The organism is Candidatus Hydrogenedentota bacterium, from assembly GCA_019637335.1.
GTDB lineage: Bacteria > Hydrogenedentota > Hydrogenedentia > Hydrogenedentales > JAEUWI01 > JAEUWI01.
Genome location: JAHBVV010000001.1, coordinates 367,639 through 384,731 on the forward strand (window position 1 = coordinate 367,639; position 17,093 = coordinate 384,731).

General features: G+C 66.5%; 10 protein-coding genes. All 10 read left to right on the forward strand.

Annotated features, from left to right (window positions below):
- Positions 1-26: 26 nt before the first annotated feature.
- Positions 27-1,259 carry a hypothetical protein gene (locus KF886_01430; GenBank protein ID MBX3175998.1) on the forward strand — a complete coding sequence of 411 codons (1,233 nt, stop codon included), beginning with the start codon at positions 27-29 and terminating at the stop codon, positions 1,257-1,259.
- 71 nt (positions 1,260-1,330) lie between these two features.
- Positions 1,331-2,719: an O-antigen ligase family protein gene (locus KF886_01435; GenBank protein MBX3175999.1), complete on the forward strand. Its 1,389-nt coding sequence runs from the start codon at positions 1,331-1,333 to the stop codon at positions 2,717-2,719.
- A complete protein-coding gene (locus tag KF886_01440) occupies positions 2,716-3,894 on the forward strand; it encodes a glycosyltransferase (GenBank protein MBX3176000.1) in 1,179 nt (392 codons plus the stop codon). The genes KF886_01435 and KF886_01440 overlap by 4 nt, the downstream gene beginning before the upstream one ends.
- 169 nt (positions 3,895-4,063) lie before the next feature.
- Positions 4,064-5,308, forward strand: a complete 1,245-nt coding sequence (locus tag KF886_01445; protein MBX3176001.1) for a hypothetical protein — start codon at positions 4,064-4,066, stop codon at positions 5,306-5,308.
- Positions 5,309-5,605: 297 nt separating this feature from the next.
- Complete coding sequence (locus tag KF886_01450) at positions 5,606-6,472, forward strand: N-acetylneuraminate synthase family protein (protein ID MBX3176002.1); 867 nt, start codon at positions 5,606-5,608, stop codon at positions 6,470-6,472.
- Positions 6,457-7,647, forward strand: coding sequence for an acylneuraminate cytidylyltransferase (locus tag KF886_01455; GenBank protein ID MBX3176003.1), 1,191 nt, complete (start codon positions 6,457-6,459; stop codon positions 7,645-7,647). Before KF886_01450 ends, KF886_01455 begins: the two co-directional genes overlap by 16 nt.
- 60 nt (positions 7,648-7,707) lie before the next feature.
- A complete protein-coding gene (locus KF886_01460; protein ID MBX3176004.1) occupies positions 7,708-8,757 on the forward strand; it encodes an NAD-dependent epimerase/dehydratase family protein in 1,050 nt (349 codons plus the stop codon).
- 6 nt (positions 8,758-8,763) lie between these two features.
- Entirely contained in the window at positions 8,764-9,924 is a 1,161-nt protein-coding gene (locus KF886_01465; protein ID MBX3176005.1) for a glycosyltransferase family 4 protein, read from the forward strand.
- Between the two features lie 215 nt (positions 9,925-10,139).
- The gene (locus KF886_01470; GenBank protein ID MBX3176006.1) at positions 10,140-13,307 is read left to right on the forward strand and encodes an O-antigen ligase family protein; all 3,168 of its coding nucleotides are present in this window, start codon (positions 10,140-10,142) and stop codon (positions 13,305-13,307) included.
- Between the two features lie 719 nt (positions 13,308-14,026).
- Positions 14,027-15,982, forward strand: a complete 1,956-nt coding sequence (gene acs / locus KF886_01475; GenBank protein MBX3176007.1) for an acetate--CoA ligase — start codon at positions 14,027-14,029, stop codon at positions 15,980-15,982.
- Positions 15,983-17,093: the final 1,111 nt, after the last annotated feature.

Genomic DNA, 17,093 nt, shown 5'->3' on the forward strand with positions numbered 1-17,093 from the left:
CGCGCGTCAAGCCTACGGAAAGTACCATGAAGCTTTGCTTCTTCATTGCCCAGGTGTATGCGCGCGCGGGGGGCGGGCACGCGCGGAGCCTGGAAACCACGGCGGCGGCCCTCTCCGGGAAGCATGACTGTTTCGTGGTGGTCGTGGGGCCGTATCCGTCGCCGATTTTTGCGGCGTCCGGCCTGCGTACCCACCATGTGCGTTTCACGGGGTGGAACCTGGCCGCCGCGCTGTACCGCGCGTACCGCATCGTGTCGGAGGAGCGCCCGGATGTGCTGCACCTCTTCGATGCGCGCATCGATATCTTTGCCCGCGCATTGAGCCTCTGGACGCGGATCCCGATGATCTTCACGAAGTGCGGTGGCCCCGCGCCGGGCCGATATTTCCCGTGGCACGGGGATCTGATCGTGTACAGCCGCGAGGATGTGGCGTGGTTCTCAGGAAACCCGAAGTACGCCGATACGCGTATCCACCACCTTCCCAACCGGCTGGCCCCCTTCGACTGCGATCCCGCGCAGGTGGACGCGCTGCGCGCCCAACTGGAGCCCGGCGTTCCGGTACTTCTCCGCATTGCCCGTTTTTGCGGGCACTACGAAAAGAGCATGTCCCAGGGCATCGCGCTGGTGAAACGCCTGAACGCGGAGGGCGTGGCGTGCCAGTTCGCCATCGTCGGGACGGTGCAGGATCAGGAGAGCTACACGCGCATCGCGGCGCTGGCGAACGAGCATGTGCACTTTTTCACCGAGCCCCGCTTCACGGCGGACGCCAAGGCCCTGCTGGACGCGGCCGACCTGGTGATCGGGACGGGCCGGGGCTTCATGGAGGCGGCGAGCCGGGGCCGGATCCTGCTGACGCCGCTGGCGGAGGGAGAGATTCCGCTGCTGGTGACGCGCGACGCGTTCGAGTCGGTGTTTGCGACCAACTTTTCGCCGCGCAACCGCGTGGACGGCTACGACGAGGAGGCGAACTACGCGCGGATCAAGCGGGCGCTCACGGATCCGGATTACCGGCGCGAGCTGGCGGATCTGGCGGCCCTATTGAACGCCGAAAACTTCGATATCTACGCCGCGCTCGGCCAGTACGATGCGCTGTACCGGGACCTGCGCTTCCGGCGGCGCCGCCCGCTGCTGGATCTTGCGCATGGCGCCTACAAGGCCGTGCAGAGCCTCCACAACGCCCGGAAACACGCGCGCATCGCGGAGCGCGCGAAAAAGGCCGGCGTTGCGGAAGTTGCCGGCGCGCGCGGGGAGGACGCCTGACGTGGCCCGGAGCAAACACAACGCCAAGCCGCCTGCGGGCGCGAACGCCGTATTCGGGAAGCCGGGGCGCCATGCTCGATAAGATCTTTTTCGTCTCGCTGATACTGCTCGGGAGCGGCGTGTTCCGCTTCGTGGCCCCGTATCTGGGCATCTCCATCGGGCTGGTTACGGCGGCGCTGATGGGGTTGAACTGCCTCTACCTGGCCGCGCGCGTTCAGTACCTGCGCGAAATCGTGCTTCGGGGCGCGATGGGCCGCTGGCTTCTGCTGCTGTTCGTGTGGCCGATCGCGACGATGGTGTATGCGCCGGTTCTGGACCTGCGCGCGGCGGGGCTCCACTTCTACTTCGCCACCCTCTTCGCCAGCACGGTCGTGTACATCCGGGTCAACGGCCTGAAGCCGATGTATTCGGCGCTCACGATCTGCCTTGTCATCACGGCCATCGGGATGCCGCTGAGCGTGAAGGCGCCCCATCTTTTCGAGGCCGCCGCGTCGCTGGCCGATGCGCGGACGGAGCAGCTGGGCCGCCCGATCGGCTTCTTCCTGCAACCCAACCGCCTGGCGTTCTGCCTCTGCTGGCTATTTATCGCCTGGTACGCCCTGCACCCGCGCAAGACCGCGGTAAAAGAGGTGGCGGCCGTGCTGGGATTCATGGGCCTTGTGCTCGCCACGGGGTCGCGCGGCGGCGTGCTGGTGGCGGCGGGCGTGGTGGCGATTCTGCTGGCGTACAACTGGCGCGAGCGCCTGCTGCGGGGCCGGCTGGTCATGACGGGCGCGCTGCTGCTGCTGGGCCTGCTGGCGGGGGTGCAGGGGTTGCGCATGTACCTGGACTCGCTCTCGACCGCGCCCCAGCGGAAGCACGGCGACTTGATCCAGCGCATGGAGAGCATCATCTCGCTGCAATTCAGCCCGGAGGGCAGCTTGGAGGAGGACACGAGCCTGGAGCATCGCGTATCCATTCAGGCGGATTACCTGGCGTTTATCTTCGAGACGCCCTTCCTCGGCCGCGGGCTGGGGGCCAACACCTACTACCTCGAAACCGGGCGCCTCTGGCTCTCGGCGCACAGCGAATCGCTGACCCGCGCCCTGGAATTCGGGATCTTCTACCCCATCGTGTTCTGGCTGGCCGCGGCGAGCCTCTACATGAAGCGGGGGCGGCGTCGGGTGGAGCGGGCGCTCGGAACCAACGCCGTGACCCAGTTTGCAGCCGCCTTCGCGGTGATATTCGCGTATGCGTCCGTGCTCGAAGAGGGCCGGGTTTTCTGCATCGTGCTGGCCATTTTCTACGCGCTGGTGCAGTATCCGGAGCACCTCTTCGCCCGCGACGAGGACACCGGCCAGCTCGGGCGGCTCCTCTCGCGCCGGGAGATCCGAGCCCAACTCACACGGCGCCGGCCCGCGCGGGCCCCGGAACCGCCGGCCCGCGAGGACGATGCGGCGGCGGACGGATCGCCCGCATGAAGGTGCTGCAGGTCATCGACGGGCTCCGGTCGGGCGGGGCGGAAGGCTTTGTCACCAACCTCGCCATCAGTCTGCGTGATCTGGATGTCGAGGTTCGCTTCTACCTCACGGCGGGCGTGCGGGGCGAGCGGGGGGAGCTGCTGCACGCGCGGCTGCGCGATGCGGGCGTGGACGTGATCGGGACCGAAGCGCGGCGGGCGGCCTCGCTCGCGAACCTAAGGGATCTCTCCCGGCTCATCCGGTCGTGGCGTCCGGACGTGGTCCAGGCCAACCTGTACTCCGCCGAGATGCTGTGCGCGGGGGCCTCCCTCCTGACGCCCGCCCGCGGCGCGCATTACACGCACCGCCTCGTGGGCACCAACATCGCCAACTACCGCTCCCCCTGGGTGATCCGGCGGCTCGACCGCTTCTTTGCCGCGACCATCGCCTGTTCGCCCGCCGTGGCGTCCGCCTACGCGTCGTTCATGGGGGGCAGCCTGCGCAGCCGCGTGGTGACGATCCCGAACGGCGGGAACCTGCTCCAGGAGACGCCGGGGGCGGACGAACGCGCCCGGGCGCGCGCGGCGCTTGGCATACCCGAGGGCGCCTTTGCGGTCGCCCACGTGGGCCGGATGAGCGGCGTGACGGACAAGAAGAATGGCGGCATGGAGGCCGACGCCAAGGCGCACGACGTGCTGATACGCGGCTTTGCGCGGGCGTTTGGGGACGATGCGGACACGATCCTGTTGTGCGTGGGTGATGGCCCGCTGCGGCCGGCCCTGGAGGCCCTGGCCGGCGCCGAGGGGGTCGCGGATCGCGTTCGGTTCCTGGGCGTACTGCCGGAGCCCTGGCCCGCCATGACCGCCGCGGACGCCTTCTGCTTTCCATCCCGCAATGAAGGCATGCCCAATGTGCTCCCCGAGGCGGCGTCGTGCGGCCTGCCCGTGATTGCGTCGGACATACCGGAAAACCGCTTCCTCGATCCGGGCGCCCCATGGATCTTCGCGCCTGTGGACGATGTGGCGGCCTTCGCTGAGGCCCTGCGGCGGATGCGCGACGAACGCGACGAGTTCCGGGCGCGCGCGCATGCGGCCGCGGCCGGATTCCGCGAACAGTTTTCGATGCGCGCCTGCGCCGAGCGCTACCTGGCGTGCTACCGCGAGATGGTGGCGGGGCGGGAGAAGCGCCATGGCTGACCTGCGGGGGGCAATCGCATCTATACTGGATCGAGGTGGAGCAATGGCGGCTTCTGATGAATCGGGGCATCGAATTAAAGAGCGTGAGCGTATTGGAGCGCCGGCATCTTTGCCGGCAGGGATGCCGGCGCTCCAACACGCGCCTCTTCACGGGTTCACGGTGGTTCGTATGGCGATTGGCTCGTTTGCAAGGTTTGGACGCGATTGCCCCGCTGACGCGCGGACGCGGCTGGCCCGGGTGCTCTTTCCCGCGTTCTGGAACGAGTTTCTCTTCCGGCTCAATTCCTGCCGCCGCAAGAGCCTCGATCCGGCGGCGGCGGGGTACTTCGTGGTCGCGGCGGGCGCGCGGGCCGGCCGCTCTCCCCTGCTGATCGCGCGGTACTACGCCGCGTCGCTGATCAACCTGCTGCTGCTGATTTGCCGGACGCAGAAGCGCCCCGAGGGAGACGGCCCGCTGTTTCTCTTCACCAACCTGCGGCACGGGCGCTTCTTCCGGGACGGCGTGGCGCCCGTGCGCGCGGGCCTGTATAACCTGCGCTACCTGCGCTACCCCCACCTGCTCGCCTTCCTGAGCGCCCGCGAGATCGTCGGGGGGTTATGGCTCGCGCTGCGGACCTATCCCGCCGCACGGGACGAGGGCCGCGCGCGGTGCGCGGCGGAGGGCGTGGACTGGACCGTCTTCCGGCGCCTGACGCTTTTCGGGCGCCTGCGCTACGCCGACGCCGTGCTCCACGCCCTCGCGCTGGACAAGCACGGCGGGGAGGTGTGGTGCCCGGGCCACTTCGATCTGTACGTGTCGGTCCTTTCCATTGCGCGCGAGCAGGGGGCCGTGCGCCGCTTTGTCGGCATGCAACACGGCCTCTTCGAGTATCCCCCGGCTCCACACGCCTTTGAGCGGCTCTTCACGGACGCCTACCACGTGCTCATTCCCGAGTCCCGCCCGTGGATCGAGGCCCATTTTCTTAAGAACCCCGATTGCGAGGTCGTAATTGAGGCGCGCGAGGGCCATATCGCATTCCAGACGCTGGAGCGCGATCCCGGCGGGCGGGTGATCGCCTTTGCCGCGCAGGAGATCGCCCCCGCGGACGAGGCGCTGGTGGAGCGGCTGCTCGCGATCAAGGCGCGCGCGCCCATGCCGGTCGAGGTGCTGCTGTATTCGCACCCGCTTTACCCCTGCGAAAACACGGGCTGGGCCGAGCGCGGGCTCGTGAGCCACAGCCGGGAACGGCACGCCAACATCGATGTGTTGATCACCCGGTTTTCCACGCTGGGGCTGGATTACCACCGGATCGGCGTCCCGGTGCTGTTTGTGCCGTTCGGGGACGGGGTCTGCATTTTTGATCACCAGGATTTCACGGTGTGCGGCGATCTGGACGCGATGGAGGCGGAACTGGCGCGGGTGCTGGGGTTGTAGGGGTGGACAGAGTGGACAGAGTGGACAGGGTGGATTCGCCGCGGCGAATGGACGGGGTGGACCCGCCTTCGGCGGGCAGGCGTGCGGGCGGTGGGGGGCGGGGTATTTGCTGAAGTTTCATCGCCGCATTGATAATGCGGGCCGTTTTTAGGCAAGATCACGGTAATTTTTCTGACGCGGCCGGGCCACCCTTGCGTGTTCCGGATCCGGCCGGCCGCGATTCCAGCACTTTCTCATCGCGTACGGGCCTGTTGTGTGCATTGGGCGCGGATGGAATACCCACGGAGGAATACCGCTATGCTTCATCCCGTTGTTGTCGCCGAGGCAGGCTGCAATCACTGCGGTAAGATGGAGATTGCCGAGGAACTGATCAAGATGGCGGCGGTTTTCTGCCAGGCCGACTACATCAAGTTCCAGAAGCGTTGCCCATCGGAACTGCTCGATCCCGCGGCGTACAACGCGCCGCACCCGAACCCCATGCACAGCTACGGCGAAACCTACGGCGCGCACCGCGAGTTTCTCGAACTCGATCTCGACCAGCACAAGCAGCTGGTGGCGTGGTGCGAGCAGTACGGGATCAAGTACTCCTGCTCGGTGTGGGACATTACGTCCGCCCGGGAGATCATCTCGTTGAACCCCGATTTCATCAAGATCCCCTCGGCGTCGAACACGCACCTGGAGATGATCCGGCTGCTGACCGATGAGTACGGCGGCCAGATCCACGTTTCCACGGGCATGACGACGCGCGCGGAACTGGACACGCTCGTCGGGCTGCTCGACCAGGCTGGTCGCCTGAAGGACACGGTGATCTACAAGTGCACCTCGGGCTACCCGGTATCCTTTGACGAGTGCTATCTCCTGGAAATCCTGGACTACGTGAAGGAATTCGGCGGGCGCGCCGGCGCGATTGGCTTCAGCGGCCACCACCTGGGCATCGCCATCGACAATGCGGCGCTGGCGCTGGGCGCCACCTGGTTCGAGCGGCACTTCACGCTGGACCGCACCTGGAAGGGCACCGATCACTCGGCCAGCCTCGAACCCGACGGCCTGCGCCGCCTCTGCCGCGATCTCAAGGCGAGCGCGCGCGCGTTGCAAGCCAAGCCCTCGGAAATTGTGGAGGTGGAGATCGCGCAGCGGGAGAAGCTGAAGTGGCAGAGCAGGTAGCCGCGATCATACCGGCGCGCGGCGGCTCCAAGGGCATCCCGGGCAAGAACCTGCGCCCCCTGCGCGGCAAGCCGATGGTGGCCTACGCCATCGAGGCCGCGCTTGCGTCGCGCCACGTGGACCGGGTGTTTGTCTCGACCGACGACCCCGCGATCGCCGCCGCGAGCGTGCGGTACGGCGCGGAGGTGATCCACCGCCCCGCGGAACTCAGCGGCGATACGGCGAGTTCGGAAAGCGCGCTCATCCATGCGCTCGAACACCTCCGGGATACGGAAGCGTACACGCCGGACATCCTGGTGTTCCTCCAGTGCACGTCGCCCCTGACCCTGCCCGAAGACATCGACGGGACGGTCGGCGCCTTGCTGGACGAGAACGCCGACAGCGCGCTTTCGGCCTACGCGTCGCACCTGTTTCTCTGGCGCCGGGACGCGGATGGCCAGGCGGCGGGCGTCAACCACGAGAAAACGCGCCGCCCGCGGCGCCAGGAGCGCGAGCCGGAATTCGCCGAAAACGGCGCGGTCTACGCCATGCGCGTCCCCGGATTCCTCGAAGCGCGCCACCGCTTTTTCGGGAGGACCGCGATCTACGCCATGCCGCGCGAGCGGAGCGTGGAGGTGGACGATCCGGCCGATCTCGAGCTGGTCGCGGCGCTCATTGCCGCGCGCGGGCCGGAATCCGCCGGGATCGCCGAACGCACGGCGCGGGTAAAGCTGCTGGTCTCGGATGTGGATGGCGTATTGACCGACGCGGGCATGTACTACTCCGAAGCGGGGGACGAACTGAAGAAGTTTTCCACGCGGGACGGGATGGGGCTGGAGAAGCTGCGGGGGGCCGGTATACAGACCGCGATCATGACCCGCGAGAACACGGAACTGGTCGCGCGCCGCGCGCAGAAGCTGAAAGTCGACCACCTCTTTCAGGGCGTGACCGACAAGGGCGCGTGTATGGACGAGCTGGCGGCGAAAACCGGCCTGTCCCCCGACGAGATCTGCTTTGTCGGCGATGATTTTCACGACATTCCGGCGCTTCGCAAGGCCGGGCTGGCCTGCTGCCCCGCCGACGCGGCGGCGGACGTGCGGGAATACTGCCATTACATACTTGCCACCGGCGGCGGCCAGGGGTGCGTTCGCGAACTGGCGGAGTATATCCTCCGGGCGCGCGCGGGCCAGGAATAGGGCCACCGGGCCGCCGCGGCGCCCCCGCGCCGGGGCCATCCATTACGAAGGAGAATTTGAATGAAGAAGATGCTGGTAACGGGTTCAAGCGGCCTGATCGGATCGCAGGTGGCGGAGTACTTCGCGGAGCAGGGGTGGGCGATCCACGGCCTGGACAACAACCAGCGCGCGGTGTTTTTCGGCCAGGAAGGCGACACGCGCTGGCGCCAGCAGCAGCTCGAATCGATGCTGAAGAACTTCACGCACCACGAGATCGACCTTCGCGACCGCCAGGGCATTCTCGATTGCGTGGAACAGATCCGCCCGGACGCCATCGTGCATACGGCGGCGCAACCGAGCCACGACCGCGCCGCCTCGATTCCCTTCGATGACTTCGACACGAACGCCGCCGGCACGTTGAACTTGCTGGAGGCCGCGCGCCGTTTCGCGCCGGAGGCGCCCTTCGCCCACATGTCCACGAACAAGGTGTATGGCGACGCGCCGAACCATATCAAGCTGAAGGAGCTGGACACGCGCTGGGACTACGACGACCCCGCGTATGAAAACGGCATTCCCGAGACCTTCACCATCGACCAGTCGATGCACTCGATTTTCGGCGCGGGCAAGGTCGCGGCGGACGTGATGGTGCAGGAGTATGGCCGCTATTTCGACATGAAGACCTGCTGCCTGCGCGGCGGCTGCCTCACCGGCCCCTCCCACTCGGGCGTGGAGTTGCACGGCTTCCTGAGCTACCTGGTGAAGTGCAACCTGGAGGGCCGCCTCTACAAGATTTTCGGGTACCAGGGCAAGCAGGTGCGCGACAACATCCACAGCCTGGACGTCGCGCGCTTCATCGAGGCGTTCATCGCGGCGCCCCGGTGCGGCGAGGTGTACAACATCGGCGGCGGCAAGGACAACAGCTGCTCGATCCTGGAGACGTTTGAGATGGTGGCGTCCTACAGCGGCAGGAAGATGGAATACGAGTACGTGGACCAGAACCGCATGGGCGATCACATTTGTTACTACAGCGACCTGCGCAAGATGCGCGCGCACTACCCGAACTGGGATATCCGCGTTCCGCTCGACCAGATCGTTGAGGAAATTGTCGCCGGCTGGAAAACGCGGGGCTAGCGGCGGGTGCGCGTTCTCATCGTCAACCGCCACTTCGGCAACGACCACGTGCCCACGGGCCGCATGCTGCGCGATCTGACGGAAGCGCTGGCCGCGGCGGGCCACGAGGTTGTCGTGCTGGCCGCGCGGAGTTCCTACGTGGCGACGGTGCGGAACGATTTGGCGGCGGGCGGCGCGGAGGTGCGCTATGTGCCCACCTTCGGGGAGAAGTACCGCGTCCTGAGCTGGGCGCTCTTTCTGGTCCAAGCCTGGATCCGGGTTCCCTTCATGCGGTGGGACCGCTGCATCGCCCTGACCGATCCGCCGTTCCTCGGGGGCGTCGCGCTGCTGCTGCGCCCCTTCGGCGGTCGCTGCAAACGCCTGTTCTGGTGGACCATGGACCTCTACCCGGAGATTCTCGCGAGCAGCGGGCGCATCGGCGAGACGGGGCTGGCGCACCGATTCTTCCGCGCGATTAACAACGCGATTATCCGGCGCATGGGCGGTTTCATCTTTCTCGGCGAGTGCCAGCTGGAGCGTTTTGAGACCTACCCGGCGTGGCGCCCCGAGAACTACATCATCGTGCCCCCGTGGGACCGGCGCCCGATTGATCGCGTGGCGCACGAGGACAACCGCTTCATCGAGAAGTACAACCTGCGCGACAAGAAGATCGCGCTTTACGCCGGCAACCTCGGCGAGGGGCATACGTTCGCGCCGCTCGTGCGCGCGGCCGAGGCACTGCGCGACGCCGGGCGGGACGACTGGGCGCTGGTGTTCGTCATTCGCGGATCGAAAAAGGCGCAGCTGGAGGCGGCGGCGAAAGACCTGCCCGCCATTCTCATTACCGACTATCAGCCCGTAGAGTGGACCTCGGATCTACTCTGGTCCGCGCATGTGCACCTGATCACCATCAACGCCGCCTCCAAGGGGCTCGTGGTGCCCAGCAAGCTCTACGGCGTGCTCCAGACCGACGCCCCCGTGCTCTTCATCGGGCCCGGGGACGCCGATACCGCGCGCGAGATTCGCCGCTACCACGCGGGTGAAGATTTGGAGGAAGGCGGTGAAGGCGCGGAGATGGTCGCGGCGCTGGACCGGCTTTATGCGCGCTTCCTGGACGGCGATCCAGACCGGCTTCCGCCCGATATGACAGGCCCGGAACAGATCGCGAAGTTTGTCACCGGCGGCTGATGGAAGCTATTGATAGTGGAGATTTCAGGACCCGAGCGAACTTCCATTATGGGTTACGCGCCGTCGGCGCGATGCAGGCGGGCCGTCCGCCACGGCGTATCTTCGACCTGCGCTCCCATTGGTCCGCGCTTCCATGGCGGCGCCGGATTGTGTTGATAAGGAAGTAGCTGAACGTCAAATGTCCGCATTTCACGTGTTTCGTTAGCGAGGCTCCGATGGCATTGACCGAGTTCGTCCAGATGGCGGGAATCACGCACCGGCGCGGCGCGGCGGTGGGCGCGGCGACCCTGGCCGCGGCGGGTCTCGCCGCCGTGCTGGCGATCGCCCTCGATCTGCCCTGGACACAGGCCGGCGGCCTTCCGCTGCTGGTGCTTGGCCTGTATCTCGTGGCCTTCCACACCCACGCGGCGCTTTGCTTCATCGCGTTCGCCATCACCCCGTTCTGCGTCGTGCAGGCGGAGGTGCTGGGCGTCACGCTGAACCTGCCGGAAGTGCTGATCCTCGCCCTGGCCGCAAAGGAGGGCGTCCGCCTGCTGCGCGACGGATTCACCCTGCCCGAGGCCCTGCCCCACCGCACGCTCGCGGCGTTCGTGGCCGCGTCGGTTATCGCAATCGCCACGGGGTTCCACCACCAGAACGGCGCGGTCCGCACCCTCCAGGATTTTCGCCAGTTCGTGGAGTTTCTGCTGCTGTTCGGCCTGGTGTTGCGCTGTGTTTCCGGGCGGGACGAGGCCATCCGCATCGCGTTCTGCTTCGCACTCGGCGGATCGCTGATCGCGCTGCACGGGATCATGCAGCAGGTAGCGCCGCTGGGGGTCTCCCCCACCCAAATGTCCAGCGATTTGCGGCTCTACGGCGCCGTGCGCAGCGCGTCCTTCTACGGGCCCACACCGCTCGGCGGGCTCATGGTGCTCGCCATCGGACCGGCGGCGGGGGTGCTGCTGGCCTCGAAGCGCCGCTCCATTCAATGGATCATGGCGGCCTGCATCCTCCTCTGCCTGGTCACCATTGTGCTGACCCGGACGCGCGGATCCTGGCTGGGGCTTGCGGTGGCCCTGGCGCTCATCGCGGTGTCCATCCGCCCCTCGGGCAAAACCCTGTTCGCCGCGGCGGGCGCGGGTATAGTGCTGGCCTTTCTGCTCGGGCCGGTGGTGCTCCAGCGGCTGTACACGCTGGCGGATCCCGTGCAGGACGTCTCGCTCATGGCGCGCGCCCAATATTACGCGGCGGCGGCGCACATCGGGCGCGCGCACCCCGTGCTCGGGCTGGGTTGGGGCTGTTTCTACGATATCGACACCATCCTGAACGCCGAGCGGTATGTGCCGGTAACCATGGAGGAGGTGGCCGCCCGGGAAGCCGAGGAGGCCGCCGAACGGCGCGCGTTCAGCGATCCCGGCGAAGACGCCCCGCCCGAACCGGCAGAGGTGGAGGAGGCGACGGTCCACAGCGCCTACCTTCAGCTGTTCGTAAAGACCGGGCTGCTCGGCGTGCTGACCTTTCTCGCGATCATTGTCGTCTGGGTGGAACGCATCTGGCGCGGCCGGAACACGCGCTTCCAGAGCGATTCGGGCCACGCCCTGTTCATCGGGATCACGGCCAGCGTCGCGGGCTATCTCTTTCACAGCACTTTCGAGAACTTTTTCCAGTGGCCCGTGATGGCGCAATCCTTCTGGCTGCTTTTCGGGCTGTCGTTCATGCTGGCCCCACGCCCGGAAGGCGTGCGCCCGGGTTATGGCGTCCCCCTGGCCTTCGTGTGCAGCGCCTCCGCCGTCTTTCTCCTGTTCATGGCGGCCTGCCTGCGCATGGAGACCCTGCACCCCGGGCACTACGAGCGCAACGTGACCAATGCCCTCGATGAAGGCGACTTGGAGAAGGCGATCCGCATTGCGCGCCGCGCGACGGAAGTGGGGCCCCGCGAGCCGATGCCCTACACGGTGCACGCGCGCCTGCTGTTCCTGCGCGGTGATGACGAGGCGGCGCTTGCGGAGCTGGACAAGGCCTTCGGCCCGAAGATCTACCCCAACAAGCCCCGCTTCGAGTACACCACGGCCCGATATTACTTCGCGCCGGCCCGGCTCCTCCTGGGGCGCCACCACGCCGAGCGGGACGATTGGGACGAGGCGAGGCAACAGTTTGAACTGGCCCGGGCCTATGCGGACCTGCGCGCGGACGAATTCGCCGAGTTTCACCCGCTTCTATACCAGGCCTATGCATCCGCCGGGAACTGGTTCCGCGCGCTCGACTTCGGCGCGCCGGACGCGGACGAACTTGCGGGCCTGGACGGGGCCAGTCTCGTGAACCTCGCGCGGGCCGCGGAAACGCGGGGCGCGTGGGCGCTTCTCGAGCGCGTGGCGTCCGCGATCCAGACGCGCGACGGGCTCGCCGAGCAGGCCGGGTACTTCCTCGGCCGCGCGCGCCTGGCCCAGGGCAAGCCGGCGGAGGCGGTCGAACCCCTGAAGGAAGCCGCAGACGCCGGTCTTCCGGACGCGCACTACCACCTGGGACGGGCGCTCGCCGAAACCGGCCAGACCGAAGCCGCCGTGGCCGCATTCCGCGCCACGCCGCCGCACGATATCCACCACGCGGTGGCCCTGGCCGAAGCGTGGGGCCTGCTCCCGGAAAACGACGCGGCGGCGGCGGAACTGCGCGCCGGGCTGATGGAAGCCGTGCGGCGGATGCGGCAACTCCCGCCTGCCCCCGGCGAGGATGCAGCCACCCCGGCCTTGCTCGCGTACGTGCTGCCCGGCGGCGGCATGCTGCCGGAGCGCTTCCCGATGTTGCTGCTCTGGGGCGATTCTTCCGGCGCGCTCGACCGCCTGACCGGTGTGTCCGTGGCGCGCGATGCGGACGGGTGTACCGTGCAACTCGAAGGGACCGGATTGCTGCTGGAAGTCCGGACGGTGGAGAACCTCGCCGTCTGGGCCGCCATCGAGCACGCCGGGGAAACGGACGAAATCCCCGCCGGCTGGATCGACACCGCCCGGGAATGGTTCGCGCTCACCGACCGTCCCGCCGGAGCGGTCACACGCGAGCCCGATGGCAACCTGGCCATGGACGTGAACGGGACGGCGTGGATCTACAGCGCGCCCGCCCGGATTCCCGAAGGCGCGCTGTGCCTCGTGTCCGCGCGCCTCCGCGATCCCGCCGGCGCGGCCCGCTACGGTCTCCAGCAGATCGACGCTGCCAGCCGGGTCATCGGCGGCGCGGCGCTTGCCGCGTGGGAGCCGATCCCGGCATGGTCTGAACGATCGGTCGCGGCCCCGGCCAGCCCCGCATGCGAGGCGGTCCGCTTCGCCATCGAGACCAATCATCCGGACGCGCGCGCCGCCCTGGACGATCCCGTGATCATCGCCATCCCTCCTCCGCCCGGCGGCGCGGATTAGTTTTGGGGTAATTCTTTGGCCGTACGAAGTAGCGTCAAGTCTTAGAAGTAGCGCCAAGTCTTAATTGCCATCCCGCGATACTACGACGAGCGTTTACAAGGCTGGGAGCGCAAGCGCGTGCACCGGAGGTGCATGGAGCGTTCGTAATATCAGCACATTTGATCGGGAGGAAGACTGGACCCGGAGCACCGCCGTTGATCAGATTCGCGCCTCCGGCGCGATGCGGGCGGGCCGCCCGCGCTCCCATTCGTCCGCACTTCCGTTGCGGCGCGGGATTGTATCGTCGAGGAATCGAGCCAGCTTCATTCGGCTATAGAATTACCAAACTTCCAGCCCGAGCCGAGCGCCATCCGAGCCACAGGGAATATTGAAAAGGGCGCGTGTTGGATCGCTGGCGTTTCGCCCGCGGGCGAATCCCGGATCTTGGCGGCAGAGATGCCGGCGCTCCATCACGATCACGCACATTGATTCAAGGCTCCAAATCAACTCAAGTTTACGCCCCAATGCCGGGATCGGGTTTAAATGCGAAGAGGCCCTGGTCCCCCGCGCTCCCGACATTGAATCCGCCCGCAAATTGTGTACAATAAACGGCTTAGTATCAGGCAAACACCCCGGCGCACCGTTTCCACATCATCCCGATTGATGCATCATGCGCCGGGCCGGAACGAGACCGCCCGCGCACCGCCCTTCCGGCGCCGCGCGGCGCACGGAGGAGAAGTATGAGCCAGCAGATCGACCACGTCCTGGAAGAAACCCGCCTTTTCGAGCCCCCCGCGGGCTTTTCATCCGCGGCCCTCGTCAAGAACCGCGCGGAATACGATGCGCTCTACAAGCAGTCCATCGAAGACCCGGAAACCTTCTGGGCCAACGCCGCCGGCGACCTGCACTGGTTCAAGAAGTGGGATCGCGTCTGCAACAGGGAAAACATGCCCTTCGTCAAGTGGTTTGAAGGCGGAAAAACCAACATTTCCTACAACTGCATTGACCGCCACCTGACCACCGCACGCAAGAACAAGGCCGCCATCATCTGGGAGGGCGAACCCGGCGACCAGGTCATCCTGACGTACCAGGAGCTCCACCGGCGCGTGTGCGAGGCCGCCAATGGCCTCAAGAAGCTCGGCGTTAAGAAAGGCGATCGCGTGGCCATCTACATGCCGATGGTCCCCGAACTCGCCATCGCCATGCTCGCCTGCGCCCGCATCGGCGCGATCCACTCCATCATCTTCGGCGGCTTCTCCGCCACCGCCATCAGCGACCGCGTCCACGACGCCGACTGCTCCTGCATCATCACCGCCGACGGCGGCTGGCGCCGCGGCGGCATCGTCGCCCTCAAGGACGCCGTCGACGAGGCCCTCGCGAACTGCCCGACCGTCAAGAGTGTGCTCGTCGTCAAGCGCACCAACAACGACGTGCAGATGCAGGCCGGGCGCGACCACTGGTGGCACGAGGTCATGGCCGAGGTCTCCAGCGACTGCCCCGCGGAGGAAATGGACGCCGAAGACCCGCTCTACATCCTCTACACCTCCGGCTCCACGGGTAAGCCCAAGGGCATCCTGCACTCCACCGGCGGCTACATGGTCGGAACCTATCTCACCTCCAAGTACGTCTTCGACCTGAAGGAAGAAGACACGTACTGGTGCACCGCCGACATCGGCTGGGTCACGGGCCACAGCTACATCGTCTACGGCATTCTGGCCAACGGCGCCACCTCCGTCATGTATGAAGGCGCGCCGAACCACCCCGGCCCGGATCGTTTCTGGCAGATCGTCGACAAATACCGCGTCAACATCTTCTACACGGCGCCCACCGCCATCCGCGCCTTCGCCAAGTGGGGCGACGAACACCCCGCGAAGTACGATCTCAGCAGCCTCCGCCTCCTCGGCACCGTCGGCGAGCCCATCAACCCCGAGGCCTGGATCTGGTACCACAAGAACATCGGCCGCGAGCGCTGCCCCATTGTCGACACCTGGTGGCAGACCGAGACCGGCGGCATCATGATCACCACCCTCCCCGGCGCCATGCCCGCCAAGCCCGGATCCGCCGGCGTGCCCTTCTTCGGCATCCAGCCCGCCATCGTCTCCGAGGAAGGCGAAGAGGTCGACGCCGGGCACAGCGGACTCCTCGTCGTCAAGGAGCCCTGGCCCTCCATGCTCCGCACCCTCTACGGCGACGACACCCGCTTCAAGCAGGTTTACTTCGAGAAGTTCGAGAAGCAGGGCTGGTACCTCACCGGCGATGGGGCCTTCTGCGCCAAGGACGGCTACTTCATGATCATCGGCCGCCTCGACGACGTGATCAACGTCTCCGGCCACCGTCTCGGCACCATGGAAATCGAGTCCGCGCTCGTCTCCAGCGACCTCGTCGCCGAGGCCGCCGTCGTCGGGTTCCCCCACGACGTCAAGGGCCAGGGCATCTGCGCCTTCGTCTCCCTCCGTCCCGGCGCCGAGCCCAGCCCCGAAGCGAAGAACAAGCTGCGCGAGCACGTCGCCCACGAGATCGGGGCCATCGCCAAGCCCGACCAGATCCGTTTCACCGACTCCCTCCCGAAGACCCGGTCCGGAAAGATCATGCGCCGTCTCCTGCGCGACGTCGCCGCCGGCAACGAAACCACCCAGGACACCACCACCCTCGAGGACTTCAACGTGCTGGCGAAGCTCCGCCAGTCGGACGAATAGTACCGTACGAAAACAAAATCGGCGTGGCCGCCCCGATGTCCTCGGGGCGGCCACGCCGTCTTTTTATTGTCAGGATCCACTGGCCTTTCGCGGCCTGTGGGTTTCGGAATACCGCGACCCTGTTCCGTGAATTTCACGACCCGGTATTTCCAAATCTGCCTTATCCAAACCAAGTTGCCACCAGTCCAGGTAAGGAAGCGTCAAAGGCTGGGAGCGCAGGTCGAAGACGCGCCGTGGTGGGCGTCCCCGCCTGCCAGGCGGCGAAGCCGCCGTCCGTTATCATCCGTAATGGGTCGGGGGTACAGACGTCTGCGATTTTGGGGTGGTTGGTTGCCTGGCGCGCGACGGGACAGCCGCGCCGGTTGGCGGTGTTGTGGGTTGGTTGGGCTCGCTTTCGGTCGCGTGCGGGCTGTTGCTACCTGAGGTGATGGGGCGCCGCAGTCCCTGGGGCGGGTGCGTGTTGCGCGGGGGGCGTTTTTCTGCGGGTACAGGCACCCGCGATTCTGGGGTGGTTTGGGGCGCTTTCGCGGCTGGGGTGGTTTTTGTCGCGGGCTCCAGTCCCCCTGGGGCACCCGCGATTCTGGGGTGGTTTGGGGCACTTTCGCGGCGTGGGTGGTTTTTGTCGCGGGCTCCAGTCCCCCTGGGGCACCCGCGATTTGGGGGGGGTGGGGCGCTTTCGCGGCTGGGGTGGTTGGCGTCGCGGGAGCCAGTCCCCATGGTTGCAGTTGTGGTTTTAGAAAGTTGTCCGGCGCCGGACTTGTGCGGGTGATTGGCGGTTTTAACCTTGGGTCAGACAATCGACGCGCGGGGGTGTCTGGCAGTATCGTGGTGCGGAATAGCCGGCATACGCCCAGTGGTAATCCGCCAGTACAGAGCCCGCGTCTGAACGTTGAAAGGGGACGAGGTGGCAAACGCGATCGAAGTTTCCCCGTCAATCACCTACTTATAGGGATGGGGCGTTGCACTTTTTTAGGCTTTAGGCTTTAGGCTTTAGGCTGGAGGCTGGAGGCTTTAGGCTTTAGGCTGGAGGCTTTAGGCTTTAGGCTGGAGGCTTTAGGCTTTAGGCTGGAGGCTTTAGGGCACGGTCAAGCTACCGCGCGGCTGGGGCCGC

Excerpts from the sequence above, each read along its gene's own strand:
- KF886_01445 (MBX3176001.1), top strand. The coding sequence starts at position 4,064 with ATGGCGATTGGCTCGTTTGCAAGGTTTGGACGCGATTGCCCCGCTGAC.
- acs (MBX3176007.1), top strand. The coding sequence starts at position 14,027 with ATGAGCCAGCAGATCGACCACGTCCTGGAAGAAACCCGCCTTTTCGAG.
- KF886_01435 (MBX3175999.1), top strand. The coding sequence starts at position 1,331 with ATGCTCGATAAGATCTTTTTCGTCTCGCTGATACTGCTCGGGAGCGGC.
- KF886_01470 (MBX3176006.1), top strand. The coding sequence starts at position 10,140 with ATGGCATTGACCGAGTTCGTCCAGATGGCGGGAATCACGCACCGGCGC.
- KF886_01450 (MBX3176002.1), top strand. The coding sequence starts at position 5,606 with ATGCTTCATCCCGTTGTTGTCGCCGAGGCAGGCTGCAATCACTGCGGT.
- KF886_01460 (MBX3176004.1), top strand. The coding sequence starts at position 7,708 with ATGAAGAAGATGCTGGTAACGGGTTCAAGCGGCCTGATCGGATCGCAG.
- KF886_01440 (MBX3176000.1), top strand. The coding sequence starts at position 2,716 with ATGAAGGTGCTGCAGGTCATCGACGGGCTCCGGTCGGGCGGGGCGGAA.
- KF886_01430 (MBX3175998.1), top strand. The coding sequence starts at position 27 with ATGAAGCTTTGCTTCTTCATTGCCCAGGTGTATGCGCGCGCGGGGGGC.